At 71.8% G+C, this 24664-nt stretch carries 21 protein-coding genes; 8 read left to right on the forward strand and 13 right to left on the reverse strand.

The genetic code is table 11. The features are described 5' to 3' along the window. Positions 1-12: 12 nt before the first annotated feature. The gene (locus tag BM314_RS07400) at positions 13-1326 is read right to left on the reverse strand and encodes an MFS transporter (protein ID WP_091977710.1); all 1314 of its coding nucleotides are present in this window, start codon (positions 1324-1326) and stop codon (positions 13-15) included. A 179-nt stretch (positions 1327-1505) separates the two neighbouring features. Here BM314_RS07400 and BM314_RS07405 point away from each other — a divergent pair, with 179 nt between their 5' ends. After that, a complete protein-coding gene (locus tag BM314_RS07405; protein WP_091977711.1) occupies positions 1506-2657 on the forward strand; it encodes a dimethylmenaquinone methyltransferase in 1152 nt (383 codons plus the stop codon). Positions 2658-2666: 9 nt separating this feature from the next. On the opposite strand, the gene lptB is transcribed toward BM314_RS07405, so the two are convergent. From lptB to BM314_RS07450, 9 genes are all read right to left on the reverse strand, one after another. Continuing rightward, the gene (lptB, locus tag BM314_RS07410; protein WP_244539887.1) at positions 2667-3464 is read right to left on the reverse strand and encodes an LPS export ABC transporter ATP-binding protein; all 798 of its coding nucleotides are present in this window, start codon (positions 3462-3464) and stop codon (positions 2667-2669) included. Positions 3465-3526: 62 nt separating this feature from the next. Beyond that, positions 3527-4198 carry an LptA/OstA family protein gene (locus tag BM314_RS07415; RefSeq protein WP_056531813.1) on the reverse strand — a complete coding sequence of 224 codons (672 nt, stop codon included), beginning with the start codon at positions 4196-4198 and terminating at the stop codon, positions 3527-3529. Next, the gene (gene lptC / locus BM314_RS07420; RefSeq protein ID WP_042671243.1) at positions 4195-4914 is read right to left on the reverse strand and encodes an LPS export ABC transporter periplasmic protein LptC; all 720 of its coding nucleotides are present in this window, start codon (positions 4912-4914) and stop codon (positions 4195-4197) included. Before lptC ends, BM314_RS07415 begins: the two co-directional genes overlap by 4 nt. A gap of 229 nt (positions 4915-5143) precedes the next feature. Then, the gene (htpG, locus tag BM314_RS07425) at positions 5144-6976 is read right to left on the reverse strand and encodes a molecular chaperone HtpG (RefSeq protein ID WP_091977713.1); all 1833 of its coding nucleotides are present in this window, start codon (positions 6974-6976) and stop codon (positions 5144-5146) included. A 131-nt stretch (positions 6977-7107) separates the two neighbouring features. Continuing rightward, positions 7108-9096, reverse strand: coding sequence for a potassium transporter Kup (locus BM314_RS07430; protein ID WP_026604533.1), 1989 nt, complete (start codon positions 9094-9096; stop codon positions 7108-7110). Between the two features lie 174 nt (positions 9097-9270). Beyond that, complete coding sequence (gene nadC, locus BM314_RS07435; protein ID WP_091977714.1) at positions 9271-10143, reverse strand: carboxylating nicotinate-nucleotide diphosphorylase; 873 nt, start codon at positions 10141-10143, stop codon at positions 9271-9273. Beyond that, entirely contained in the window at positions 10140-11654 is a 1515-nt protein-coding gene (locus tag BM314_RS07440) for an L-aspartate oxidase (RefSeq protein ID WP_091977715.1), read from the reverse strand. Before BM314_RS07440 ends, nadC begins: the two co-directional genes overlap by 4 nt. Further along, the gene (nadA, locus tag BM314_RS07445) at positions 11651-12667 is read right to left on the reverse strand and encodes a quinolinate synthase NadA (protein WP_091977816.1); all 1017 of its coding nucleotides are present in this window, start codon (positions 12665-12667) and stop codon (positions 11651-11653) included. The genes BM314_RS07440 and nadA overlap by 4 nt, the downstream gene beginning before the upstream one ends. A gap of 138 nt (positions 12668-12805) precedes the next feature. Continuing rightward, a complete protein-coding gene (locus tag BM314_RS07450; protein ID WP_091977716.1) occupies positions 12806-13630 on the reverse strand; it encodes an aldo/keto reductase in 825 nt (274 codons plus the stop codon). Positions 13631-13890: 260 nt separating this feature from the next. Between BM314_RS07450 and paoA the strand changes: the two genes are divergently transcribed. From paoA to BM314_RS07470, 4 genes are all read left to right on the forward strand, one after another. Continuing rightward, positions 13891-14547, forward strand: coding sequence for an aldehyde dehydrogenase iron-sulfur subunit PaoA (gene paoA / locus BM314_RS07455; RefSeq protein ID WP_091977717.1), 657 nt, complete (start codon positions 13891-13893; stop codon positions 14545-14547). Between the two features lie 10 nt (positions 14548-14557). Further along, a complete protein-coding gene (locus tag BM314_RS07460; RefSeq protein ID WP_091977718.1) occupies positions 14558-15532 on the forward strand; it encodes an FAD binding domain-containing protein in 975 nt (324 codons plus the stop codon). A 21-nt stretch (positions 15533-15553) separates the two neighbouring features. Next, a complete protein-coding gene (locus tag BM314_RS07465) occupies positions 15554-17776 on the forward strand; it encodes a xanthine dehydrogenase family protein molybdopterin-binding subunit (protein ID WP_091977719.1) in 2223 nt (740 codons plus the stop codon). A gap of 108 nt (positions 17777-17884) precedes the next feature. Further along, a complete protein-coding gene (locus BM314_RS07470) occupies positions 17885-19426 on the forward strand; it encodes an acetate--CoA ligase (protein WP_091977720.1) in 1542 nt (513 codons plus the stop codon). Positions 19427-19441: 15 nt separating this feature from the next. Here BM314_RS07470 and mgtE read toward each other — a convergent pair whose 3' ends face one another. Further along, positions 19442-20812, reverse strand: coding sequence for a magnesium transporter (gene mgtE, locus BM314_RS07475; protein ID WP_020090596.1), 1371 nt, complete (start codon positions 20810-20812; stop codon positions 19442-19444). Between the two features lie 435 nt (positions 20813-21247). Here mgtE and pqqA (BM314_RS07480) point away from each other — a divergent pair, with 435 nt between their 5' ends. From pqqA (BM314_RS07480) to BM314_RS07490, 3 genes are all read left to right on the forward strand, one after another. Continuing rightward, entirely contained in the window at positions 21248-21337 is a 90-nt protein-coding gene (pqqA, locus tag BM314_RS07480; protein WP_007559223.1) for a pyrroloquinoline quinone precursor peptide PqqA, read from the forward strand. 80 nt (positions 21338-21417) lie between these two features. After that, the gene (gene pqqA, locus BM314_RS07485) at positions 21418-21507 is read left to right on the forward strand and encodes a pyrroloquinoline quinone precursor peptide PqqA (RefSeq protein WP_020090597.1); all 90 of its coding nucleotides are present in this window, start codon (positions 21418-21420) and stop codon (positions 21505-21507) included. 159 nt (positions 21508-21666) lie between these two features. Continuing rightward, entirely contained in the window at positions 21667-22620 is a 954-nt protein-coding gene (locus tag BM314_RS07490; protein WP_020090598.1) for a class I SAM-dependent methyltransferase, read from the forward strand. A 4-nt stretch (positions 22621-22624) separates the two neighbouring features. On the opposite strand, the gene BM314_RS07495 is transcribed toward BM314_RS07490, so the two are convergent. Next, positions 22625-23872, reverse strand: a complete 1248-nt coding sequence (locus BM314_RS07495; protein ID WP_020090599.1) for a NupC/NupG family nucleoside CNT transporter — start codon at positions 23870-23872, stop codon at positions 22625-22627. Between the two features lie 57 nt (positions 23873-23929). Beyond that, entirely contained in the window at positions 23930-24619 is a 690-nt protein-coding gene (locus BM314_RS07500) for a TetR/AcrR family transcriptional regulator (protein ID WP_244539880.1), read from the reverse strand. Positions 24620-24664 lie beyond the last annotated feature (45 nt).

The following is a 24664-nucleotide window of genomic DNA, read 5'->3' on the forward strand; positions in this document are numbered from 1 at the left end:
CCGTCGGCCGGCCTAGCGCGCGGCCCCGAGCGCGCCGACGGCGGGGCTCTCCGGACCCTCGTCGGCGATGGGATCCTGGATCAGCGTCCAGTAGCCCAGGGCCGCCACCAGGGCGATCACGGCGCCGGTGATGAAGGCCATGGAGAAATGGCCCGTGCCGCCGACGATGAAGCCGGTCACGGTCGGCGCCAGGGCGCCGCCGATGTAGCCGCCGAAATTCTGCATGGCGCCGAGCGACGCCGTGCAGCTGGCCGGCGCCGCCACGGAGGCCATTGCCCAGGCCGACGACGAGCTCATGTAGACCAGGAACAGCGAGGCCGAGATGCAGGCGATCGCGAGGGTGTCGCTCGGCGTCAGCGCCGCCACCACCGTGAACGCGGCGGTCGCCACCAGGGAGCCGACCATCGGGATCTTGCGGCTGCGGATCGGGTCGACGCCGCGGCGGACGAGGACATCGACGACGCGACCGCCCAGGATCCCGCCCAGCACGCCGAAGGCGAAGGGGATCGAGCCGACGAGGCCGGTCTTCTGCAGGGTGAAGTGCCGCTCGATCTCGAGGTAGCTCGGCAGCCACGCGGTGTAGAGCCACGTCATGTAGATGCAGCCGAAATAGCCGACGATCATCCCCCAGCTGGTTCGGAACCCGAAGAGCCGCCGCCACGCGCTCCAGGTGACCGCGCGGCCGGCGTTCGGGGCATCGCCCTCCTCCAGGAAGGCCCGCTCCCCCGGCGTGAGGTCGGTCTCGCGCGGGTTGCGGAACACGAGGTAGACGATCGCCGCGAGGACGAGGCCGGCCGCGCCCATGATGACGAACATCGCCCGCCAGCCGAAGCTCACCATCAGGAAGGTCAGCAGCGGCAGGGCCAGGAAGGTCCCGAGCGAGGAGGCGCAGTTCCAGATCCCCGTGGCGGTGCCGCGCTGGCGGATGTTGAACCAGTCGCGGGAGACGCGGGCGCAGGTCGGGAGATGCGGCGCCTCGCCGATTCCGAGGACGATCCGGGCGCTCACGAACTGCCAGAACGACGTCACCGCGCCGCCGAGCATCTGGCCGAACGACCAGCAGGTCAGGCCGAGCGTCAGCGTCAGGCGCGGGCCGAGCCGGTCGGCGAGCGCCCCGGCCGGCAGCTGCGCGAAGGCGTAGGCCCAGAGGAAGGCCGAGAGCAGCAGGCCCATGTCGGGGATCGAGAGGCCGAGATCCTCGCGGATCAGCGGGTTGGCCACCGCGAGGGTGGCCCGGTCGACGTAGTTGACGACGCCCGCGGTCACCAGCAGGGCGAGCGAGATCGTCTGGATGCGGCGCACGCGCGGCGTTGCGGCCAGGGCCATCGTGTCCTCCCCGAATGACGGGCCCCTTGGGGGTCTCCGCGGCCGGCCGGTCCTTCGCGACTCGTGGCGGCCGCGTAGCATTCTGCACCGAACGCCGCCGGACGGAAGGGCCGCCGCCCCTCGCCTCGCGGCGCCGGGCGTCGTAGACGGGCCGCTCCGTCACCCTCCGAGTCCGCCCGTTGCGCCTGATCCAGATCACCCACCACGACCTCGACGGCTACGGCGCCTCGACGGTCGCCGCCGCCTGCGCCCCGGTCGAGCGCGTCGTCCACGTGCCCCGCTACAGCGATGTCGGCCCGGTCTTCGAGGACGAGATCCGGCGCCTCGGCCGCGCGGCGGAGCGCGAGATCCTGCTGATGACCGACCTCGGCCTGGAGGAGCAGACCATCGCGGGCCTGAAGAAGTTCGCCGCGATGAACCGGCGCCGCGAGGACGGGCAGAAGCACCGCCTCGTGGTCCTCGACCACCACGCCTCCTCCCTCGACCAGATGCGGCGCCTGGGCCTGGACGCGGCGCCCGACGCCGAGCGGCCGGCGCTCCACCGGATCGACCTGGGCGACCCCGAGATCGCCGTGCTGATCGAGGACGACATCTGCGCCACGCGGATGGCCTTCGAGCACCGGGCCCTGTTCGCCGCGCACGAACCCGCGACCGACCTGTCGAGCCTGCTCACCGCGGTCGATGCCCTCGACCTGTGGCGCAAGGAGAGCCCCGCCTTCCGGGGCGGCCTGGCCCTGGACGAGCTGTTCTGGGAGGTCGTGTCGAGCTACGTGCCGGTCGGGCATCCCTGGCACGACCGGTTCGTGTCCGAGATCCTGCTCGCGGCCGCCGCCGCCCTGCGGGACGGGGCGAGCCCGGCCGAGCTGGAGCGCCGCGCCTCGGCGCTGCGCGCCGGCGTGGTCGACACCCTGCTGCGCGACGCGCCGGACGACGACCCGGCGCTGACGACGCGCATGCGGCTCGCCCGGGCGCTCGCCCGCTCGGACTCCCTGTTCCGCCCGCTGAAGGACGGCACGCTCCTGTCCTTCGCCCTCGATTCGGGCACCTTCCAGCGGGTCTCCGACCTGATCATGGACGCGGGCCGGGCCAAGCGCGTGGTCAACGTCCAGCGGATGGGCACGCTGTCGTTCCGGTCCAACGACGGCACGGCGCTCGACGGCGCCCGCCTGTTCCGCGGCGGCGGCCACCGCGACGCGGCGGGCGGCCGGCTCCAGAGCGGTTCGGCCTTCTCGATGGCGGACGCGATCGCCCAGGTGGAGCCGGTACTGAACCCGGAGAAGCCCGCGGGTTCGGACAGCCCCTTCGCGGCGCTGAAGAACTGGAAGGGCTGAGCGACCGGCCTAGAGCCGGAAATCCTCGCCGAGATAGAGCCGGCGCGCGTCCGGGTTCGCCACGATCTCCTCGGGCGTGCCCTCGGTGAGGATGCGGCCGGAATGGGCGATGTAGGCGCGGTCGATCAGGCCCAGCGTCTCGCGGACGTTGTGGTCGGTGATCAGCACGCCGATGCCGCGCTGCTTCAGGTGCTTCACGAGGTCCTGGATGTCGCCGACCGCGATCGGGTCGATGCCCGCGAAGGGCTCGTCCAGCAGCATGAAGGTCGGCGACGAGGCGAGCGCCCGGGCGATCTCGCAGCGCCGCCGCTCGCCGCCCGAGAGCGCGATCGAGGGCGACTTGCGCAGGCGCGCGATGTCGAACTCCTCGAGCAGCGAGTCGAGCTTGCGCGCGCGCGCCTTGCGGTCCGGCTCGACCACCTCCAGCACCGCCCGGATGTTGTCCTCCACGGTGAGCCCGCGGAAGATCGAGGCCTCCTGCGGCAGGTAGCCGATCCCGAGCCGCGCCCGCTGGTACATGGGCAGGTGCGTGATCGGCAGGCCGTCCAGGGTGATGTGGCCGCGATCGGCCGCCACCAGCCCGGTGATCATGTAGAAGATCGTGGTCTTGCCGGCGCCGTTCGGCCCGAGCAGCCCGACGGCCTCGCCGGTGCGCACGGTGAGGCCGGCCTCGTGGACGACCGTGCGGGCGCCGTAGCTCTTGCGCAGGCCGCGCACGCTGAGGATGCCGAGACCGCCCTCCTCGGCCGCGGACCAGCCGTCGGTCTCGGCCGGCTGTTCGGCCTGCCGCGCGCGCCGGCCGAACAGCCGGCCGAGCCAGCCCGTCCGGGCCGGCTCCTGCGGGCCCGCCTGGAACGCCACGGCGCCGCTCAATCGACCTGCGCCTTCGGCCTGGGCGGCGGCTGGCTGCAGCCCTTCGCCTTGCCGTCCTTGGCGTCGGACTTCTCGCCGGGCACGAACAGGGCCGAGACGCGGCCGCCCGCCACCGGGTCCATGTTCGCGCGCCCGGTGTTCATGTCGTAGACGAGCCGCTGCCCCCGGGTGACGTTCTGGCACTGGCTCAGGACGACGTTGCCGGTCAGCACGATCCGCTTGGCGTCCTGGTCGAACACCGCGTGATCGCCCGTGGCGACCTGGTCCTTCTGCACCACCGTCACCGGCCCGGCGCAGTCGACCTTCTGGATCCCGTTCTCGGCGGGGTTCCGCGGCGCCGCGTCGGCGCCCTCGTCCCGCGCCTCAGGCTTGGCGTCGCCCTTGGCGCCCTTGCCCGGCGCGTCCTTGCCGCGCTTGTAGGTCACCGTCATGGTCGAGCAGCGGATGGTGCTGTCGCCCTGCACGGCCACGACGTTACCGGCGAAGACCGCCTTGTTCTCCCGGTCGAACACGTCGAGCCGGTCGGCGTCGATCTTGATCGGATCCTTGCCGCCGCCGCCGATATTGCCGAAGGGCGAATCCTTGCGCGCCGGCTTCTCGGCCAGCGCCGGGCCGGCGAGGACCAGCCCGGCCGCCAGGGCGGCGCAGAGGAGGCGGGCGGCGCTCATCGGGCACCGTCCGCGGCTTCGGCGTCCGAGGTCAGGATGCGGGCCTGGGGCTTCTCCCCCGGCGCGTCGCTGACGATGACCACGTGGACGTTGCCCACGAAGGAGATCCGCTTGCCGTTCTCGACGACGTCGAGGGTGTCGGCCTTCACGTTGGCCCGCGCGCTCGAGACGGTGACGGGCTCCTGCGAGCTGATGGAGCCGGTCTTGAACGCGACGGCGGCGGAGCGCAGGCGCGCCTCCTCGCCCTTGTCGGTCCAGATGCGGATGTCGTCCTTCAGGTCGAGCGCCTCGCGGGCGGTGTCGAACAGGCCCGACGTCGCCGAGAGGCGGGCGATGCCGCCCTGGTCGTCGGTGGCGATGTGGCCGCGCATCTGCTGCAGCTCGATCTGGCTCGGCTTGCGGACATCCTGGAGGGCGGCGTCGGCCGTCACCTCGTAGCCGCGCGTGCCCTGGCGGAAGCCCGAGAGCCGCGGGTTCTCCATGCGGACCTTGGAGCCGGCCAGCGTCACCGGGCCGACCGAGACGCCCGGCAGCTGCGCCGCGAAGGGATTGAATAGGTAGCCCAGCAGCAGCGCCACCGCGCCGCCGGCGACCACCGGAATCAGCCGGCGCATGGTGCGCACGCGTCCGCTGTGGCGGTACGCCCGGGCGTGGGCCCGGGTCCGCGCCGCCGCGACCGCCTGTCCGTTGCCGGCTTCAGCCTCGACCGGGTTCATGCAGCGTCCGTGAGGCGCGCCCGAGGCGCGCGAGAGGGTTCGGCTCAGACGCCTGCGGCCCCCACCGCGCCCGCGCCTTCGGCCGGGCAATGATCCCGACCGGTGGCGAAGTTATGGCTCGACCATTTCCGAATGATCAACCGAACCCACAATCATCCCGAACGGATGTGTGTGGAGACACACGCCGCGCGCGGCGTCCCGGCAGCGCGCGGCGCGGGTCTCCGTAGTCCTACGCGCCCCGCGCGGCCGCGAGCGCCGCCGCCACCGTGCGGGCGAAGGCCGCCGGGTCGCGGGGGCTGTCGCCGTCCTGGATGCGGGCGAGGTCGAGGAGTGTGCCGGCGGCCTGCGGCACCTCCGATTCGGGCGCCGCGGCCAGCGCCCGAATCAGCGGGTGGCGCGGGTTGATCTCCAGGACCGGCTGCCCGGCACCGGCCCGCCCGGCCCGGCGCATGAGCCGCTGCATCTGCAGGTCGGGTCCGCCGGTGCCGGCCGAGAGGACCACGGCCGAATCGACGAGCCGGTCGGTGGTGCGCACGTCCGAGATCTCGGCGCCGAGGGCCGTCTTCACGGCGGCGACGAAGGCGTCGATGCCCTCAGGCGCCTCCGGCTGCTCGCCCTCCGGCGCGAACTTCGACAGGTCGAGGCCGCCCTTGGTGATCGAGCGGAGCGGCTTCTCGTCGAAGGTGCCGAGCTGATCGGGCCAGAAGGCGTCGACGTGGTCGGAGAGGAGCAGCACCTCGAGGCCGCGGGCCCGGAAGCCCTCCAGCTGCGGCGACGACTTGAGCGCCTCGGCGTCGTCGGCGACGAGGTAGTAGATCGCCTCCTGGCCGTCCTTCATGCGGGACACGTAGTCGGGCAGCGAGGTCCAGCCCTCGACCGCCGAGGAGCGGAAGCGCAGGAGCGGCGCGATCTCGCCCCGGCGCTCGAAATCCTCGTAGATGCCCTCCTTGAGGACGGGGCCGAAATTCTCCCAGAAGGACTGGTAGCCCTCCGCGTCCTTGGCGCGGGTGGCGAGTTCGGAGACGACGCGCCCGGTGACCGCGCGGCGGATCCGGGCGAGCGCCGGGGTCGATTGCAGCATCTCGCGGGAGACGTTCAGCGGCAGGTCCTCGGTGTCGACGACGCCCTGGACGAAGCGCAGCCACGGCGGCAGCAGCTCGGCCTCGTCGGTGATGAACATCCGCCGGACATGCAGCCGGACCTTGCTCTGCCGCTCGTTCTCGAGGGCCTGGAACGGCTTCGAGCCGGGGATGAAGAGCAGCGCGGAGAACTCGAGCTGCCCCTCGGCGCGCCAGTGGAGCGTCGCCCACGGCTTGTCGAAGTTCATGCCGATGGAGTGGTAGAATTCCTCGTACTGCTCCTCGGTGACCTCGGACTTCGCCTTGCGCCAGAGCGCGGTGCCCTGGTTGGCCGACTCGTCCTTGCCGTCGCGCACGACGGCGATCGGCACCGTGATGAAGTCGGCCCATTTCCGCACGAGATGGTCGAGGCGGTAGGGCTCGAGGTACTCGTCGGCATCCGCCTTGAGGTGCAGCACGATGTCGGTGCCGGGCTCGGCCCGCGTCGCCGGCTCCAGCGTGTAGCTGCCCTGTCCCTCCGAGGCCCAGGTCCAGGCCTCGTCGCTGCCGGCGCGGCGCGACGTGACGGTGACGCGGTCGGCGACCATGAAGGCCGAGTAGAAGCCGACGCCGAACTGGCCGATCAGGCTCGGGCGGTCCTCGGCCTTGGCGGATTCGAGCGTCTGCGAGAAGGCCCGCGTGCCGGAGCGCGCGATGGTGCCGAGGTTGGTGGCGAGATCCTCCTTGGTCATGCCGATGCCGGCGTCCGACACGGTCAGGGTCCGCGCCTCCTTGTCGGGCGCGATGCGGACCTTGGCGTCCGGCGGCAGCGCGCTCGCCGCCGAGGTCAGGGCCTCGAACCGCCGCCGGTCCATGGCGTCGGCCGCGTTGGCGACGAGTTCGCGCAGGAAGATCTCGCGGTCGGAGTAGAGCGCGTGCACGACGAGGTCGAGGAGGCGTCCCACCTCCGCCCCGAATTCGTGCCGCTCGATCGTCTCGCTCACGGGTGATGCCTCCGCTGTGGGGAAATTGCGGTGGCGATATGCTGGCGAACGGGGCCGTTTTCAATGCGAAAGACGGCCGCCCCCGGCCTCCGACGCGCGCCGCGGGCAGCGCCCCCGCGCGCCGCGACCGGTCAGATCTCGATCTCGGTGCCCACCTCGACGATCTGCCGGGTCGGCAGGCCGAAATGGGCGCCGGTGCGCTCGGCGTTCCGCTTCATGAAGGCGAACAGGCCTTCCCGCCACGGCGCCATGCCGGGATGGGTCGGCGACGGGATCACCACCTCGTGGCCCACGAAATACGTCATGTCCTCCAGATATTCCGGCGGCAGCAGCCCGCTCGCCACCGCGCATTGCAGCCCCTCGGGGATCGAGGCGGTCTGCATGAAGCCGTAGCGCAGCACGACGCGCTCCATGCCGGGCGTGTACTTCGAGATCGCCTTGCGGATCCCCTGCGCCACCAGCGTGACCTGCGCCCGCTCGCTCGCCGGGATCACCGGCTCCTCCTCGTAGACGACGGTGATCAGCAGGATCCGCTCGTGCAGGCAGCGGCTGCGCTCCAGCAGGCGGCCGAGCGCCATCGGGATGCCCTCGGTGGCGGCGGTCAGGAAGGCCGCGGTGCCGGGCAGCGTCACCGGCGGGTGCGAGCCGAGGCTGGAGAGGAAGGAGGCCTCGGACATGCGCATGGTCTGGCGGACGGATTCGAGGACGTGGTTGCCCTTCATCCAGGTCAGCATCAGGAAGGCGACCACGCCGGCGAGCAGCAGCGGAAACCAACCGCCCTCGAACAGCTTCACGCTGTTGGCGGAGAAGAACACGAGGTCGATGCCGAGGAAGAAGCCGTTGACCGCGAGGACCAGGACCGGGTTGTAGCCCCAGCGGAGCGCGATCAGCGCGGCGAGCAGCGTGGTGATGCCCATGAGCGCCGAGACCGCGATGCCGTAGGCGCCGGCCAGGGCGTCGGAGGAGCCGAACACCACCACGGCCGTCAGGGTCGCCACGGCGAGCAGCCAGTTCACCGCCGGCACGTAGATCTGGCCGCGCTCGTCCTCATCGGTGTGCACCACCCGCATCATCGGCATGAAGCCGAGCTGGATCGACTGCTGGGTGAGCGAGTAGACGCCCGAGATCACCGCCTGCGAGGCGATGACGGTCGCCATCGTGGCGAGCGCCACCAGCGGGTAATGCGCCCAGTCCGGCGCGAGCCGGTAGAACGGGTTCTCGATCGCGCTCGGGTCGGCGATGATCAGCGCGCCCTGGCCGCAATAGTGGATCAGCAGCGCCGGCAGCACGAGGCCGAACCACGCGATCCGGATCGCCGGGGCGCCGAAATGGCCGAGATCGGCGTACATCGCCTCGCCGCCGGTCACCGCCAGGAAGGCCGCGCCGAGCATCAGGAAGCTGACATGCCAGCCGGCATGGATCAGGAAGTCCACCGCCCGGAACGGGTTGGCCGCCGCCAGGATCTCCGGCGCGTGCAGGATGCTCGGGACCGCGAGCAGGACCAGGACGACGAACCAGACGAGCATGACCGGCCCGAACACCCGCCCGATGGCGGCGACGCCCTTGTGCTGGACCAGGAACAGCCCGACCAGGATGGCGAGGGTGATCGGCACGACGTACGGCCCGAGCGCCGGCGCGTCGATCTTCAACCCCTCGATCGCCGACAGCACCGAGATCGCCGGCGTGATCGCGCCGTCGCCGTAGAGCAGCGCCGCGCCCACCAGCCCGACCACCAGGAGCAGCGCCTTCCACGTCCCCGGCCGGGCGTGCCGCGCGCCGAGCAGCGCCAGCATGGCGACGATGCCGCCCTCGCCGCGGTTATCGGCGCGCAGGATCAGCACCGCGTATTTCAGCGACACGATCAGGATCAGCGACCACAGGATCAGCGACACCGCGCCGGTGGCCGCTGCCGGCACCGAGGCACCGCCGCTGGTCGCGGCCTTCACGGCCTCCTTGAACGCGTAGAGCGGGCTCGTGCCGATGTCGCCGTACACAACGCCCAGCGCGCCCAGCATCAGCGCGCCGCCGGGCCCGTGCCGGACCGCGCCGGGCTTGCGCGCCACCGGCGCCGCCGGACGATCGACCGCCGGGGCAGCCGCGGAAGGCAGGGCTTGGCTCACGCTCGGGTCCGGTCGATGGCGTCGCGGTTGGCCGAAATCTTAGCGAGTCGGTCGCGCGGCGATAGACTCGGCAGATCTCCCGAGCGACCGCGGCGAAGACTTGTCACCCGAACGTGATGACAGTCGAGCGACCGCTTCGGCCCCGCCGCTCCGGCGGCGCGCGGGGCCCGCCGGTCAGGCGGCGTCGAGCCCCAGGTCGATGATCGCCGCCGAATGGGTGATCCAGCCGCAGGAGATCAGGTCGACCCCCGAGGCCGCGACGGCCCCGACCGTCTCGCGGGTGATCCGGCCCGACGCCTCGGACAGGGCGCGCCCGTCGATCATCGTCACGGCGCGGCGGAGCAGGTCGGGCCCCATATTGTCGAGAAGCACCGCGTCGATCCCGACCGACAGGGCCTCCTCCAGCTGCTCCAGGCTGTCGACCTCGCACTCGATCTTCACCAAGTGGCCGGCCCGGGACCGGGCGCGCTCGATCGCCGGGACGATGCCGCCGGCCACCGCCACGTGGTTGTCCTTGATCAGCACCGCGTCGTCGAGGCCGAAGCGGTGGTTCGAGCCGCCGCCGGCCCGGACCGCGTGCTTCTCCAGGGCGCGCAGGCCCGGCGTCGTCTTGCGGGTGCAGACGATCGAGGCCTTGCCGTGCGGGCGCGCGGCCTCGACGAGGCCGTGGGTGGCGGTGGCCACGCCCGACATCCGGCAGAGCAGGTTCAGCGCCACGCGCTCGGCCGTCAGGATCGCCCGCGCCGGCCCCTCGAGGCGCAGCACCACGTCGCCCGGCGCCACGCGGGCGCCGTCGCCGCGCTCGACCGTCACGGTGACGGCCGGGTCCACCAGCGCGAACGCGATGGCAGCGGCGTCGGTGCCCGAGATGACGCCGTCCTGCCGGGAGGCGATCACGCCGCGCATCCGCTCGCCCGGGGGCACGATGGCGTCGGTGGTGATGTCGCCGGCCCGGCCGAGATCCTCCAGCAGGGCGGCGCGCACCACGGGCTCCACGAGGAGCCGCGGCAGGGGGAGGATCTCATCGGAGAGAACCGACTGGGTCATGGCGTCAGCGCCTCCTCGGCGGACGGGGTCGCGGCGATCGGGTCGGCCAGCGCAGCCTCGGTGTGCGCGGCCGCGGCGAGATGGGGGAAGTCGCTGCGCCAGTGGGCGCCGCGGCTCTCCCGGCGAGCGAGCGCGCCGCGGGCGATGAGCAGCGCCACGAGGGCGGCGTCGCAGGTCTCAGCCCCCGCCTCGAGGACGGCGACGGCTTCCTCGAGGCCGGCGGCGTCGCGCACGACGCCGACCCTGCGCTCCATCAGCGCGCGGATCGCCGACAGGTCGCCGGCGGCACGGACAGACACGGCCTCGGGCACGATCGCGGCGGGCGGCGGCGCGTCGAGCCCGTCGGCGATGAAGCGCGCGTAGGCGAGGCCCTCCAGCAGGGAGTTGCTGGCGAGCCGGTTGGCGCCGTGCAGCCCCGTGGAGGAGACCTCGCCGCAGGCGTAGAGGCCCGGCACCGAGGTGGCGCCGTACGCGTCCACCTTCACGCCGCCCATGTGGTAGTGCGCCGCCGGGCGGACCGGGATCGGCTGCACGGCGGGGTCGATGCCGGCGGCGGCGCAGAGCCCCGCCACGGTCGGGAAGCGCGTCGGCATCGCGGCGCCGAGCGCGCCGCGGGCGTCGAGATAGACCGTGCGGCCCCGCTGCAGCGCCTGGAAGATGCCGCGGGCGACCACGTCGCGCGGCGCGAGGTCGCCGCCCGCGATGCCGGCCATCACGGCGGCGCCGGTCTCGTCGATGAGGCGGGCGCCCTCGCCGCGCAGGGCCTCGGTCGCGAGCGGCATCGGGTCGGCGCCGGCCGCGATGGCCGTCGGGTGGAACTGCACGAACTCCATGTCGCGCATCACCGCGCCGGCCCGGGCGGCGAGCGCCAGCCCGCGGCCGACGGCGCCCGGCGGGTTGGTGGTCGCCGCGTAGAGGGCGCCGACGCCGCCGGTGGCGAGCACCACCGCGCGGGCCGGGATGCGGAAAAGCGCGCCGTCGCGCTCGGCGACGATGCCGGCGACCGCCCCGCGCGTGTCCCGGAGCAGGTCGCAGGCCCGCGCCGTGACGACCTCCACGGACGGCGCCGACAGCACGGCCCGCACGAGCCCTTCGAGGACGCGGGCGCCGGTGGCGTCGCCGCCGGAGCGGACGATGCGGCGGCGGCCGTGGGCCGCCTCGAGCCCGAGGGCCAGCGCGCCGTCGTCGGTGCGGTCGAACGGGACGCCGATCCGCACGAGCCAGTCGATCAGCGCGGGGCCCTCCGCGGCGACCCGGAGCGCCACGTCGGGCTCGGTGAGCCCGGCGCCGGCGGCCTTCGTGTCGGCGGCGTGGAGCGCCGCCGCGTCGTCGGCGCCGACCGCGGCCGCGATGCCGCCCTGGGCCCAGCCGGTGGCGGTGCCGAGGCCGAGGGCCGAGGCCGTGACCAGCGTCACCGGGCGGGGCGCGAGGCGCAGCGCGACGCTGAGGCCCGCGACGCCGCCGCCGACCACGACGACGCGGTCGGCGCTGTTCGGGGAGATCGCGTTCATCGTGTGCGCACCTCGAGCATGCGCTCGACCGCGGCCCGGGCGCGGTCGGCGAGCGCCGGGTCGACCGTGACCTCGTGGGTCATCGTCTCGAGCGACCGCCGGATGTTGCGCAGGCTCATCCGCTTCATGTGCGGGCACATGTTGCAGGGCTTGATGAACTCGATGTCCGGGTTCTGCGCCGCGATGTTGTCCGCCATGGAGCACTCGGTGACGAGTACTACCTGCTTCGGCCGCTTCTCGACGACGAAGTCCATCATCATCGCGGTGGAGCCCGAGAAGTCCGATTCGGCCACCACGTCCGGCGGGCATTCCGGGTGCGCGATCACGGTCACCCCGGGATAGCTGTCGCGGACGTCGCGGATGTCGGCCGGGGTGAAGCGCTCGTGCACCTCGCAATGGCCGGCCCAGGTCAGGATCTCGACCTCCGGGATCTCGGCCTGGACGTTCTGCGCGAGGAACTCGTCGGGGATCATGAGGACGCGGGGGGCGTTCAGCGACCTGACCACCGCGACGGCGTTGCCGGAGGTGCAGCACAGGTCGGACTCGGCTTTCACGGCCGCCGAGGTGTTCACGTAGGTCACGATCGGCACGCCCGGGTATTTGGCGCGCAGGCCGCGCACGTCTGCGGCGGTGATCGAATCGGCCAGCGAGCAGCCGGCGCCGATGTCGGGGATGAGCACGGTCTTGCTCGGGTTCAGGAGCTTGGCCGTCTCGGCCATGAAGTGGACGCCCGCCAGCACGATCACGTCGGCGTTCACGTTCACCGCCTCGCGGGCCAGCGCGAGGCTGTCGCCCACGATGTCGGCCACCGTGTGGAAGATCTCGGGCGCCTGGTAGTTGTGCGCCAGGATCACGGCGTTGCGCTCCCGCTTCAGGCGCAGGATCGCCTCGATGTCGGGTGCGAGCGCCGGCCACTCGATCGCGGGGACGTGCCGGCTGACGCGTGCGTACAGATCCGGAAGGGGCAGGCCCGGGATCGTCGTGCGGGAGACGGGTGCAACGGTCGCCGTCATGGCGTCCTCCATTATGCTCAGTTTGAGCATTGTGCCGTCTAACTTATGGGGGCCGGACGCGCCTGTCCAGATATGCTAGCTGTGAGCATAAATCTTTTGCGGTGCGATGTTACGCTGCGCCGCCGAAGGCTCGAGCGCTCAGCAGAAGGTCGCTGGGTCAGGTCCGATCCGGCCGTCGGCCCGGTCGAGGCCGGCGATCCGCGCCATCTCCTCCGCGCCGAGCTCGAAGTCGAACAGCGCGATATTTTCGGCGATGCGCCGCGGGGTGGCGGTCTTGGGGATTGCCACGCATCCGATCTGGATCTGCCAGCGGAGCACCACCTGGGCGGGCGTCTTCCCGTGCGCTTCCGCGATTGCGAGGATGACCGGGTCGTTCAGCTCCTTGCCCCGGCCCAGCGGGCTCCACGACTCGGTCACGATCCCGTGACGGGCGTCCTCCGCGCGCGGTTCTTTGCGCTGGAAATAGGGGTGCAGCTCGATTTGGTTGACGGCCGGGGCCACGTCGGTCTCGCCGATCAGCGTGGCGAGATGCTCGGGCGAGAAGTTCGACACGCCGATGGACTTCGCGCGGCCCTCCTTCCGGAGCTCGATCAGCGTCTTCCAGGTCTCGACGAACAGGCGACGCTGCGGGCACGGCCAGTGGATCAGGTACAGGTCGACATAGGGGAGACCGAGTTGCCGCAGGCTCTCGTCGAATGCGCGCCGCGCCTCGTCGCGGCCCTGGCGGTCGTTCCAGAGCTTCGTGGTGACGAAGATCTCCTCGCGGGGGATCCCCGCGTCCCGGATGCCGCGCCCGACGCCCGCCTCGTTGCCGTACGCCGCGGCCGTGTCGATCAGACGATAGCCGGCGCGGAGGGCCTGTCCGACGAGATCCGGAGCCTGGGCATCCGAGAGCTGCCAGCAGCCGTAGCCGATCTGCGGGATGTGTCGGCCGTCGTTGAGCGGCAGGGTCGGGATAGCCATGAGGCGAGGCTCCGGTGTCGTGGTCCGATCAACCCAAACGCTCGCAGCGGGACGCGTTCCAAGGCGTCACCGTTCTCGCGAGCGCAGCGAGGCAAGGACAGAGCGATCGGGTCACGACATGGGTCCAGCGCCCGTAGCGGCGGAGCCGCGCTGAACGGGCGCAGTCTGGACAGGATCTAATCCATCCGGCCGGACGTTGGCGCACCAGATTCCAAGCTGCGCGCGGCGTCCCACGCGCGGTGCACGGGCTGGATGGCAGCATGACAGACGCGACTCCGACGAAGCCGCTCGCGCTGACGCGGCGGGCCGTGGTGGAGGGCTGTGCGGTGGCCGGCGCACTCGGCGCCCTCGGGTTCCGGCCCAGTCCCGCGATGTCCGCGGCGGCGCCGGGCGATCCGGCTCCGCAGACCATGCCGGTGCGGCTCAGCATCAATGGCCAACCGCACGATCTCGTCCTCGACACCCGCACGACACTCCTCGACGCTCTGCGCGAGCACCTCGCGCTCACCGGCACCAAGAAGGGCTGCGATCACGGCCAGTGCGGGGCCTGCACGGTCCTGGTCGACGGCCGGCGGATCAATTCCTGCCTGACGCTCGCCGCGATGCACGAGGGCGACCCGATCACCACGATCGAGGGCTTGGCGGACGGGGACAAGCTTCACCCGATGCAGGCGGCGTTCCTGGAGCATGACGGCTTCCAGTGCGGCTACTGTACGCCGGGCCAGATCTGCTCGTCGGTCGGCATGCTGAGCGAGGCCAAGGCCGGCTGGCCGAGCCACGTCACCGAGGACGTCGCGGCGACTCCGACGCTCAGCGACGCCGAGATTCGCGAGCGGATGAGCGGCAACATCTGCCGCTGCAGCGCCTACCCGAACATTGTCGCGGCGATCCGCGACGCCGCCGCCACCAAACTCTGAGGAGGCGGAGATGAAGGCCTTTGCCTACGAGCGCCCCGCCACCGTGCAGGACGCCGCGAAACTCGCGGCCGAGCGGCCGAACGCCAAGTTCATCGCCGGCGGCACCAACCTCCTTGACCTGATGAAGCTCCAGATCGAGACCCCGGCCACGTTGATCGACGTCAACCGGCTGCCGCTCGACACGGTCGAGGCCACGCAGGATGGCGGCCTGCGCATCGGCGCGCTCGTCCGCAACGCCGACCTGGCCGCCGACCCGCGGGTCCGGAAGGACTACGCCGTGCTGGCGAAGGCGCTGCTCGCCGGCGCCTCGGGCCAGTTGCGCAACAAGGCGACGACGGCCGGCAACCTGCTCCAGCGGACGCGGTGCTACTATTTCTACGACACCGCTATGCCCTGCAATAAGCGTGAGCCCGGCTCGGGCTGCTCGGCGATCGGCGGGTTCAACCGCATCATGGCGGTGGTCGGCGCGAGCGAGGGCTGCATCGCCACCAACCCGTCCGACATGAACGTCGCCATGCGGGCCCTCGACGCGACGGTGGAGACCGTCAACCCGGACGGGCAGGCGCGCAGCATCCCGATCGCCGACTTCCACCGGCTGCCCGGCGACACGCCGCAGGTCGAGACCGAGCTGCGCAAGGGCGAGATCATCACGGCCGTGACGCTGCCGAAGCCGGTGGCCGGCACGCACATCTATCGGAAGGTCCGCGACCGGGCGTCCTACGCCTTCGCGACCGTGTCGGTGGCCGCCGTGATCGCTGGCGCCGAAGGCGGCAAGCCTCAGGCCGCGCGGCTCGCCTTCGGCGGCCTGGCGCACAAGCCCTGGCGGGTGGCCGAGGCCGAGACGGCGCTGGTGCAGACCGGCTCGGCCGACGCCGCCGCCGACGCGGTGCTCAAGGGTGCCCGCGGCTACGGCAGCAACGACTTCAAGATCCCGCTGACGCGCCGGACCCTTCGGGCCGTCGTGGCGCAGGCGACCCGCGCGTAGATCCCGGCAAGGACCGTTCCCATGGAGATGAACCAGCCGATCGGCCGGACGCCCCTCGACGACCGGCCCGACGGGCTCGTCGGCAAGCCGCTGAACCGGGTCGAAGGCAAGCTCAAGGTCACGGGTCACGCGCCCTACGCGTACGAGACCCGGGCCCTGAAGACCCCCGCCTACGGCTTCATCGTGCCGGCGGCGATCGCTTCCGGCACGATCCGGTCGATCGACGCGGAGGCCGCCCGCAAGGCGCCCGGCGCGATCTTGGTGATGACCCACGAGAACGTGCCCGAGCAGGGGGAGAAGAAGGAGCAGGTCTGGCCGCAGCTCCAGGGGACGGAGGTCCGGTTCTACGGGCAGCCGGTCGCCTTCGTGGTCGCCGAGACCTTCGAGCAGGCGCGCGCCGCCGCGATGCTAGTCAAGGTCCGGTACGACGCGGCCAAGCCCAAGGGGCTGCTCAAGGACAGCCTGGCGGCGGCCTACGAGCCGAAGCCGGTCAATTCGCCGCCGGATTCCAGGCTCGGCGACTTCGACGCCGCCTTCGCGGCCGCACCGGTCAAGCTCGACGTGGAGTATGTCACGCCGAACCAGATCCACGCGCAGATGGAGCCGCACGCCACCATCGCGTCCTGGGAGGGCGACGGGGTCGTGCTCTACACGGCCAACCAGATGCCGAACCGGGGCCAGAAATCCCTCGGCTCGGTGCTCAAGCTCCCCCCCGAGAAGGTGCGCATCGTCAGCCCCTATATCGGCGGCGGATTCGGCGCGAAGCTGCAGGTCCAGCCGGAGGCGACGCTCGCGATCCTGGCCTCGAAGGTGATCCAGCGTCCCGTGAAGGTCGCGCTCACCCGGCAGCAGGAGTTCCACGTCGCGACCCACCGGACCGACACGATCCAGCGGATCCGCCTCGGCGCCGACCGCGACGGCCGTCTCTCCGCGATCAGCCACGAATCCTGGTCCGACACCGCCGAGGGCGACGGGTTCTTCGAGACCTCGGCCAACGTCACCCGCTCCCTGTACGCCGCGCAGAACCGCGTGACGCGCCATCGGCTGGTCAACCTCAACATGCCGATCGCCTCGGCGATGCGCGCTCCCGGGGAGGCCGTAGGCCAGCTCGCCTTCGAGTGCGCCATGGACGAGCTCGCCGAGCAGCTGAAGATCGACCCGATCGAACTCCGGGTGCGCAACGAGCCGGCCGAGGATCCCGAGAAGAAGGTCCCGTTCTCGACCCGCAAGCTGGTGCCCTGCATGCGCGAGGGCGCGCGCCTGTTCGGCTGGGACAAGCGGCAGGCCGCGGGCTCCCGGCGCGAGGGCAACTGGCTCGTCGGCATGGGCATGTCGGCGGCCGCGCGCCTCAACCCGCTGATGCCGTCCGCCGCGAAGGTCCGCCTCGGACCGGACGGCGTGCTGGTGGTGCGGATGGCGATGACCGATCCCGGCACCGGCACCTACACGATCCTGACCCAGATCGCCGGCGAGATGCTGGGGCTGCCGCCCGAGCGCGTGCGGGTCGAGATGGGCGACACCGACTTCCCGTTCGCGGCCGGCTCCGGGGGATCCTTCGGCGCCGGCTCGGCGGGCTCGGCGCTCTACGTCGCCTGCGACAACCTCCGGCAGGCCCTGCTCAAGGCCGGCGACCTCAACCCGGACGGCGCCACCTTCCGCGACGGCGCGGTCACATCCGGCAACCGCACCGAGTCGCTTACCGATCTCGCCAAGTCCGGGCTGGAGGCCTCCGGCGAGATCAAGCCCGGCGAGATGAAGCAGAAGTTCTCGCAGTACTCGTACGGAGCGCACTTCGCCGAGGTCGGGGTCGACGTCGATACCGGCGAGATCCGGCTCCGGCGGATGCTCGGCGTGTTCACCGGCGGGCGCATCCTCAACGCCAAGACCGCGCGCAGCCAGGCGATCGGCGGCATGACCTTCGGCGTCGGCGCGGCTCTGATGGAGGATGCGGTGGTCGATCCGCGCTACAGCTACTTCGTCAACCACGACATGGCCGAGTACCACGTGCCGGTCCACGCCGACCTTCCAGAGATCGACGCGGTGTTCCTGCCGGAGCTCGACGACAAGGCGAACCCGCTGAAGAGCAAGGGGCTCGGCGAGCTCGGCATCTGCGGCGCCGGCGCCTCGCTCGCCAACGCGATCTACAACGCCACCGGGATCCGGGTCCGCGACTACCCGATGACCCTCGACAAGATGCTCAAGGGCTTCGAGGAGCAGGAGGGCCAGGCGCAGCGGCGGACCTGAGGGCCAGACTGCCCGGGGGCCGCGCTCGCCGGCGGGGCGACGGCCCCAGTTGACGCAGGCGCGCCCAGGCGGGACACCCGGCGAAAAGCCGCCCGCGGGGAGCGCCCGGTGTCCGACAGCCAGCACGATGACCGCCGTCCGCCGGCCCGCTTCAACGCGGCGCGGTACTGCCTCGCCGAGAACGCGCGCCTGCGTCCCGACAAGACCGCCCTGGTGATGGTCGGCGACGGCACCGCGGACCGCCTCAGCTTCGGCGAAGTCGAGCGGGCGGTGCGCGGCATCGCGGCGGGTTTCCTCGGCCTCGGCCTGAGGCCCGGCGACCGGGTGATGATCCGGATGGGCAACGAGGCCGACTACGTCCTCGTCTACTTCGGCGCCCTGGCGGCCGGCCTCGTGGCGCTGCCGTCCTCGCCGCAGCTCACCGAGAGCGAGGCGGCGTTCCTCATGGACAATTCCGGGGCCGCCGCCGTGGTGATCGGAAGCGGCTGCACGGTCGCGCCCGAGGTCCTGGGCGGGCGCCTCCTGCTCGACGCCGCCGCGGTCTCCGCCCTGAAGGCTGGCCCACCCCTGCCCGACTACGCCGACACCGCCGCCGACGACCCGGCGATGCTGATCTACACCTCCGGCACGACGAGCCGGCCGAAGGGCGTGCTGCACGCCCACCGCGCCGCCTACGGCCGCCGCCCCATGCTCGACCACTGGCTCGGTCTCACCGAATCCGACGTGATGCTCCACGCCGGCACCATGAACTGGACCTACACGCTGGGCGTCGGCCTGAGCGATCCCTGGTCGGTGGGCGCGACCGCGGTGCTCTACAACGGCCCGCGCGATCCCGGGGTCTGGCCGCGCCTGATCGCGGCGTACGGCGCGACCCTGTTCGCCGCCGTCCCGACGCTCTACCGCCAGATCCTCAAGTACGGCGACCTCGGCGCCCACGACCTGTCGAGCCTCCGCCACGGCTGCACGGCCGGCGAGCCCCTCGCGGTGGAGCTGCTGGAGGCTTGGCGGCAGGCCACCGGCAAGCCCCTCTACGAGGCGCTGGGGATGAGCGAGATCTCGACCTACATCTCCAGCGGCCCGACCATCCCGGTGCGCCCCGGCTCGCCCGGCAAGCCGCAGCCGGGCCGGCGGGTGGCGATCCTGCCCGTGGCGGGCGAGCCCGTGCCGCTCCAGGCCGGAGAGAGCGGGCTCCTCGCCGTCCACCGGACCGAGCCGGCGCTGATGCTCGGCTACTGGAACCGGCCGGAGGAAGAGGCGGAGGTCATGCGCGGCGACTGGTTCGTCGGCGGCGATCTCGCCCGCCTCGACGCCGACGGCTACCTCTGGTTCGAGGGCCGCAACAACGACCTGATGAAGGCGATGGGCTACCGGGTCTCGCCGAACGAGGTGGAGGCGGTGCTGTCGACCCACCCGTCCGTGGCGGAAGTGGGCGTCGCCGAGCTGCCGGTGCGGGCGGACGTCTCGGTCATCTGCGGCTTCGTGGTGCTGCAGGCGGGCGCCGAGCCCGAAGCGGAGGCCCTGCTCGCGTGGTGCGCCGAGCGGCTCGCCGCCTACAAGCGCCCGCGGGAGATCCGCTTCCTCGACGCCCTGCCGCGTACGGCGAACGGCAAGGTCCAGAGGAAGCGGCTGGCCGAGGCGGTTACGGGATGATGCGCGGAGGCCTTCCTACAGCAGCGTCCCGCGCAGGATGAGCAGCGCCACCGAGAAGTAGATGACGAGGCCGGTGACATCGACCAGCGTCGCCACGAAGGGCGCCGAGGCGGTGGCCGGATCGAAGCCGATCCGCTGGAGCAGGAACGGCAGCATCGAGCCGGCGAGCGATCCGAAGGTCACGATCCCGACCAGCGCCGCGCCGACCGTGGCGGCGACCAGCGGCCAGTGCGCGCCGTAATCGTAGAGGCCGAGCTTCTGCCACGCGACGATCCGGATCACCGCGATCACGCCGAGGATCGCGCCGAGGAAGATCCCGGTCGGCAATTCGCGCAGCGCCACCCGCCACCAGTCGCGCAGGCGGATCTGGTGGAGCGCCAGCGCCCGGATCAGCAGCGAGGTCGCCTGCGAGCCGGAATTGCCGCCGGAGCTCATGATGAGCGGGATGAACAGGGTCAGGACGATCGCCTTCTCCAGCTCGCCCTCGAAGCCCTGCATGGCCGAGGCGGTGAGCATCTCCGACAGGAACAGCGCGCACAGCCATCCGGCCCGCTTCCGGATCATCGTGAAGAAGCCGATATCCATGTAGGGCTCGGGCAGCGCCTCCATGCCGCCGAAGCGCTGCACGTCCTGCGTCTGCTTCTCGATCATCGCGTCGATCATGTCGTCGACGGTAACGATGCCTATCACGTGGCCGACCGCGTCGACGACCGGCAGCGCCAGGAGGTCGTACTTGGAGATCAGCCGGGCCGCCTCCTCGCGGCTGGCCGTGGGCGAGACCGCGAGCGGCCGGCGTCCCGGCGCGACGCTGAGCACGTTGTCGCCCGGGTCCCCCGAGATCAGGCGCCGCAGGGGCACCGCCTTGGTGAGCGCGCGGGTGCGCGGGTCGAGCACGAAGATCGCGTAGATCGTCTCCCGGGTCTTCTCGACGTGGCGGATGTGCTCCAGCGTCTGGCCCACCGTCCAGGTCCCCGGCACGGTGACGAACTCGGTGGTCATCAGCGAGCCCACGGTCTCCTCGCCGTAGGCCGACAGGCGATCGACAGCGCCGCGGGTCTCGGCGTCGAGGCGGGCACGCAGGTCGGAGCGGCCCGGCTCCTCGATCTCGCGGAACACGTCCGTGACCCGGTCGGCCGACATGCCCGACAGGTAGCCCGCGACCCGGTCCCGCGGCAGCATCTCGATGATGTCGGCGGCGCAGTCGAGTTCCGGCTGGTCCAGCACCTCGATCGCCCGCTCCAGCGGCAGGCCGAGCAGGATGGCAGCGGCGACCTCGGGTGCCTCGTCGTTCAGGGCCTCGACGATGTCGGGCGCCCGTTCGTCCGACAGGCGGGCGGCCAGCACGGAGGGATCGACGCGCGTATCGAAGGGGGCGATCTCGTTCATGGCCTCGCCTCGTGGGTTACGAGGCGACGCGGCGCCGGTCATCCTGGGTCTGGGCCGTGGCCGGCCGCCGCGTCGGTCACCCCGCGGCCGGGCCTCTCAGCGGCTCAGGCGGAACGACGGCACGGGGCCGGGCACGGCAGGCACGATCGGTCGGGCACGTCGCTTCGCGGGTCGCTGCTGGAATGGGAGCGCGACACCGTCGAGGACACCGTCGCGCGGGTGCGTCGTGCGCCCGGGCGCGGGGCCCGTCAAGCCGAAACCGCGCCCATCCGCAGCCGATGCCGAACAGGGCTCCGGCGGGTGGCCGCGCGGCCACGGAACGACCCCGCGCCGCCCACGGCCAGGCTCCCTATGAGAAATATAAGTGTTGTGCTCGCTTGTATTGCGTCCAAGATATTGCCTATATGGATCGCAGCAACAGCGAGGAGAAACGCCATGGCTTGGTCTGCCCCAATCGTGTCCGAGATCTGCGTCGGCATGGAAGTCACCAGCTACGAGTCCGCCGAGATCGACACGTTCAACTAGGTCGCGCGCGGTCCGGAGCGCGGTTCGCTCCGGCCTTCGTGGCCTCTCTATCCATCGCATCAACTTACCTGGAGGAAATCATGGCTTGGTCCGCCCCCGTCGTCTCCGAGATCTGCGTCGGCATGGAAGTCACCAGCTACGAGTCCGCTGAGATCGACACCTTCCACTAAGACGTCGCTCTGACGTTTCCGGGCGCTGCTTCATCCGAAGCGGCGCCTTTTTCTTTGCGCGCTCGACACGAGTCGCGCCTCGGCTTGACGGGTCGCACCAAACCTGTGCCGCTGCGGCGCCCCGGACCAGCCGGGCCTGCGGAGCGAGCGAGGACCAGTTTGGCGGACAGCGCGCACACGGCCGATCGGTCGATCCCCCCCTGCCCGATCACCGGTGCCCCCGCTCTGCGCTGCGTCGAGCGCCTGGACGCCGGCTTCCTGACGCTCCTCTGGCACTATTCCGGCCGCGTCGATGTCGGGCCGCTGCTCCGCCCCGCCGGCACGTTCCGGCTCTGGGAATCTCCTACGGGACTGATCTTCTTCGATCCGCCGGTGGCCGGCGACGCGGCCTTCTACCGGGCGTTTTACGGCCGGATCGCCGCGCACGATAAGCTCGCCGGCCCGGAGACGGAGCGCCTGGAATTCCGCCAGGCCGCCGCGCACGTCCCGTCCGGAGCCCGGGTGCTCGATGTCGGCTGCGGCCACGGCGGGTTCCGCGCCTACGTGCCGGACGCCACCTATACCGGCCTCGATCCGAACTTCTCCGCCGAGGACCCGACCGGCGCGATCCTCGACGAGACCGTGGAGGCGCACGCGGCGCGCGTCGGGCCAGTCTACGACGTCGCCTGCGCGTTCCAGGTGATCGAGCACGTGGCGGACCCGCTGGGTTTCGCCCGGGCGCTCGCGGCCTGCGTCAAGCCGGGCGGCGTGGTCCTGATCGGCACGCCGCTCTGGCCCTCGCCCAACACCACGGTCCCGAATTTCGTCATCAACGCGCCGCCCCACCACCTGACGTGGTGGACGCCCAGAGCCCTGGAGGCGCTGGCCGGGACGCTCGGCTGCACGCCCGAGGCCGTCCACGCCATCGGCATGGACCGGCACGATTCGCTGATCCACTGGATGGCCAAGGTCAGCCCCGTCCGCTGCCGCGACCGCTTCTTCCGGCGGACGTGGTCCTGGGCGGCGGCGCTCGCCTTCGCGTACGGCGTCGGCGCCGTCCTCGACCGCGTCCTGCCGGTGCCGAAGCGGACCCGCCCGAACGCGCTGCTGCTCGCGGCGCGCAAGGCGGCCTGACCCGTCACGCCACGAACAGCCCCGCGATCGCCGCGCTCGTGAGGTTCGACAGCGTCCCCGCGAGGATGGCCCGCAGGCCGTACCGGGCGACCTCCGAGCGCCGCTCCGGGACGAGGCTGGAGAAGCTCGCGAGCTGGATCGCGATCGACGCGAGATTCGCGAAGCCGCACAGGGCGAAGCAGACGATGGCCTGCGCCCGCGGCTCGAGGGTCCCGGCTTTCAGGACCGGCGACAAATTGGCGTAGGCCAGGAACTCGTTGAAGGCGAGCTTCTGGCCGATCGCCCCGCCGACCAGGGTCGCCTGGTCCCAGGGCACGCCGAGCAGCCACGCCAGCGGGGCGAGCGCCCAGCCAAGCACGCCCTCGAACGAGGCGGACGGGTAGCCGATCCAGCCGCCGAGGGTGCCGAACAGGCCGTCCGCCAGCGCGATCAGCCCGACGAAGGCGATCAGCATGGCCCCCACCGAGACCGCCACCGCGAGCCCCTTCTGAGTGCCGTCGGCCGCCGCCTCGATGATGTTGGCCGCCCGCGTCTCGCCGAACTCCACCCGGGTGGTGGCGATCCGGGTCGGTTCCGTCGAGGGCATCAGGATCTTGGCGTAGACGAGGCCCCCCGGGATCGCCATCACGGAGGCCGCGAGCAGGTAGGTCATGGGCACGCCGAGCGCCGCGTAGCCGGCCAGGATCGAGCCCGCCGTCGACGCGGCGCCGCTCGACATGACGGCGAACAGCTCGGCGCCGGTCAGCAGGGCGAGGAACGGGCGCAGGGCGACGGCGATCTCGCTCTGGCCGATGGCGATCGTGATCACCGCCGAGAACGACTCGATCGGCGAGGTGCCGAGGATCCGCCGGAGCACGGCGCCGAGCCCGCGGGCGAGCACCTGCATCACGCCGAGGTGGTAGAGCACGCCGATCAGCGCGGAGACGTAGAGGATCTGCGGCAGGACCCGCAGCGCCAGGATGAAGCCCGAGCCGCCGAACAGCTCGAACATCTTCGGCTCGACGAGGCCGCCGAACAGGAAGGCCGTACCGCGGTCGCCGTAGGACAGCACGGTCACGACCGCGTCCGCGGCGGCGCGCAGCGCGGCCTGCCCGGCGGGCAGGAACAGGACCAGCGCGCCGAGGCCGACCTGCAAAGCCAGTCCCGTGAGGACCACCCGGGGACTGATCGCCCGCCGGTTGGTCGAGAACAGGAACGCGACCGCGAGCAGCACGAGCAGGCTGAGGCCGGCATGGGTCAGACGGTCGAGCATCGCGTCCTTCGGGTCCGAGCTTGGCCGGAGCGCATGGAAGGATCGGGCCAGTGGCCGTCAAGTAGGGCTCTCAGGCGCGAGATAGGGCGCGAAGAGGTCGCGGACCTGCGCAAAGCCCCAGTCCCGATCCGCTTCCGTCAGGGCGGTGCCGCCCTGGAGACGGTGGCTCATCCAGTGGCTCGACACGATCCAGGCGTTGTCGATGAGCCGCCCGAGCGCGTCCGGGGAAACGCGCAGCCGCCCCGCCCGCACGGCCGCCTCGAACACGGCGCGGGCCAGCGCCTGGGTCTCGGCCCGCAGCGCGTGCACCCGGGCGCGCAGGGCCGGCGCGATATCCACCATGGCGATACCGTCGCGGTAGACGCAGCGGTAGCGCCACATCAGGTCGAACCACGCCCTCTGGTAGGCGAGCAGCGCCTCCGGCGCCGCGGGATCGGCGGGCATCCGGCCCGCCACCGCCACGGCCTCGGTCTCGAAGGCCGTGAACAGGGCTTCGACGAGGCCGCGCTTGCGCGGGAAATGGTACTGCAGATTGCCCTCGCGGATCCCCGCCGCGGCCGCGATCTCCGCCGTCGTGACGTGGCCGAGGCCGCGGGCATTGAACAGCGCGAGGCTGACGGCGAGGATCCGGGTGCGCGTGTCGGGCGACGCGGCCGCGGGACCGGGCTCCGGGCCGACCTCCCGCTCGCACTCGACCCTCCGACCCTCGCCCCGCGACATGATCCCGTCCCCGTCTAGGGTGTTCACCCTAGACAATCCGGCCGTCGGGGCCTATCCCCCGTGGACGATCCG

The sequence above is a fragment of the Methylobacterium sp. 13MFTsu3.1M2 genome (assembly GCF_900112625.1).
Taxonomy (GTDB): Bacteria; Pseudomonadota; Alphaproteobacteria; order Rhizobiales; family Beijerinckiaceae; genus Methylobacterium.

Excerpts from the sequence above, each read along its gene's own strand:
- BM314_RS07400 (WP_091977710.1), bottom strand. The coding sequence starts at position 1,326 with ATGGCCCTGGCCGCAACGCCGCGCGTGCGCCGCATCCAGACGATCTCG.
- BM314_RS07415 (WP_056531813.1), bottom strand. The coding sequence starts at position 4,198 with ATGAGCGCCGCCCGCCTCCTCTGCGCCGCCCTGGCGGCCGGGCTGGTC.
- lptC (WP_042671243.1), bottom strand. The coding sequence starts at position 4,914 with ATGAACCCGGTCGAGGCTGAAGCCGGCAACGGACAGGCGGTCGCGGCG.
- nadC (WP_091977714.1), bottom strand. The coding sequence starts at position 10,143 with ATGACCCAGTCGGTTCTCTCCGATGAGATCCTCCCCCTGCCGCGGCTC.
- BM314_RS07440 (WP_091977715.1), bottom strand. The coding sequence starts at position 11,654 with ATGAACGCGATCTCCCCGAACAGCGCCGACCGCGTCGTCGTGGTCGGC.
- nadA (WP_091977816.1), bottom strand. The coding sequence starts at position 12,667 with ATGACGGCGACCGTTGCACCCGTCTCCCGCACGACGATCCCGGGCCTG.
- BM314_RS07450 (WP_091977716.1), bottom strand. The coding sequence starts at position 13,630 with ATGGCTATCCCGACCCTGCCGCTCAACGACGGCCGACACATCCCGCAG.
- paoA (WP_091977717.1), top strand. The coding sequence starts at position 13,891 with ATGACAGACGCGACTCCGACGAAGCCGCTCGCGCTGACGCGGCGGGCC.
- BM314_RS07460 (WP_091977718.1), top strand. The coding sequence starts at position 14,558 with ATGAAGGCCTTTGCCTACGAGCGCCCCGCCACCGTGCAGGACGCCGCG.
- BM314_RS07465 (WP_091977719.1), top strand. The coding sequence starts at position 15,554 with ATGGAGATGAACCAGCCGATCGGCCGGACGCCCCTCGACGACCGGCCC.
- mgtE (WP_020090596.1), bottom strand. The coding sequence starts at position 20,812 with ATGAACGAGATCGCCCCCTTCGATACGCGCGTCGATCCCTCCGTGCTG.
- pqqA (WP_007559223.1), top strand. The coding sequence starts at position 21,248 with ATGGCTTGGTCTGCCCCAATCGTGTCCGAGATCTGCGTCGGCATGGAA.
- pqqA (WP_020090597.1), top strand. The coding sequence starts at position 21,418 with ATGGCTTGGTCCGCCCCCGTCGTCTCCGAGATCTGCGTCGGCATGGAA.
- BM314_RS07495 (WP_020090599.1), bottom strand. The coding sequence starts at position 23,872 with ATGCTCGACCGTCTGACCCATGCCGGCCTCAGCCTGCTCGTGCTGCTC.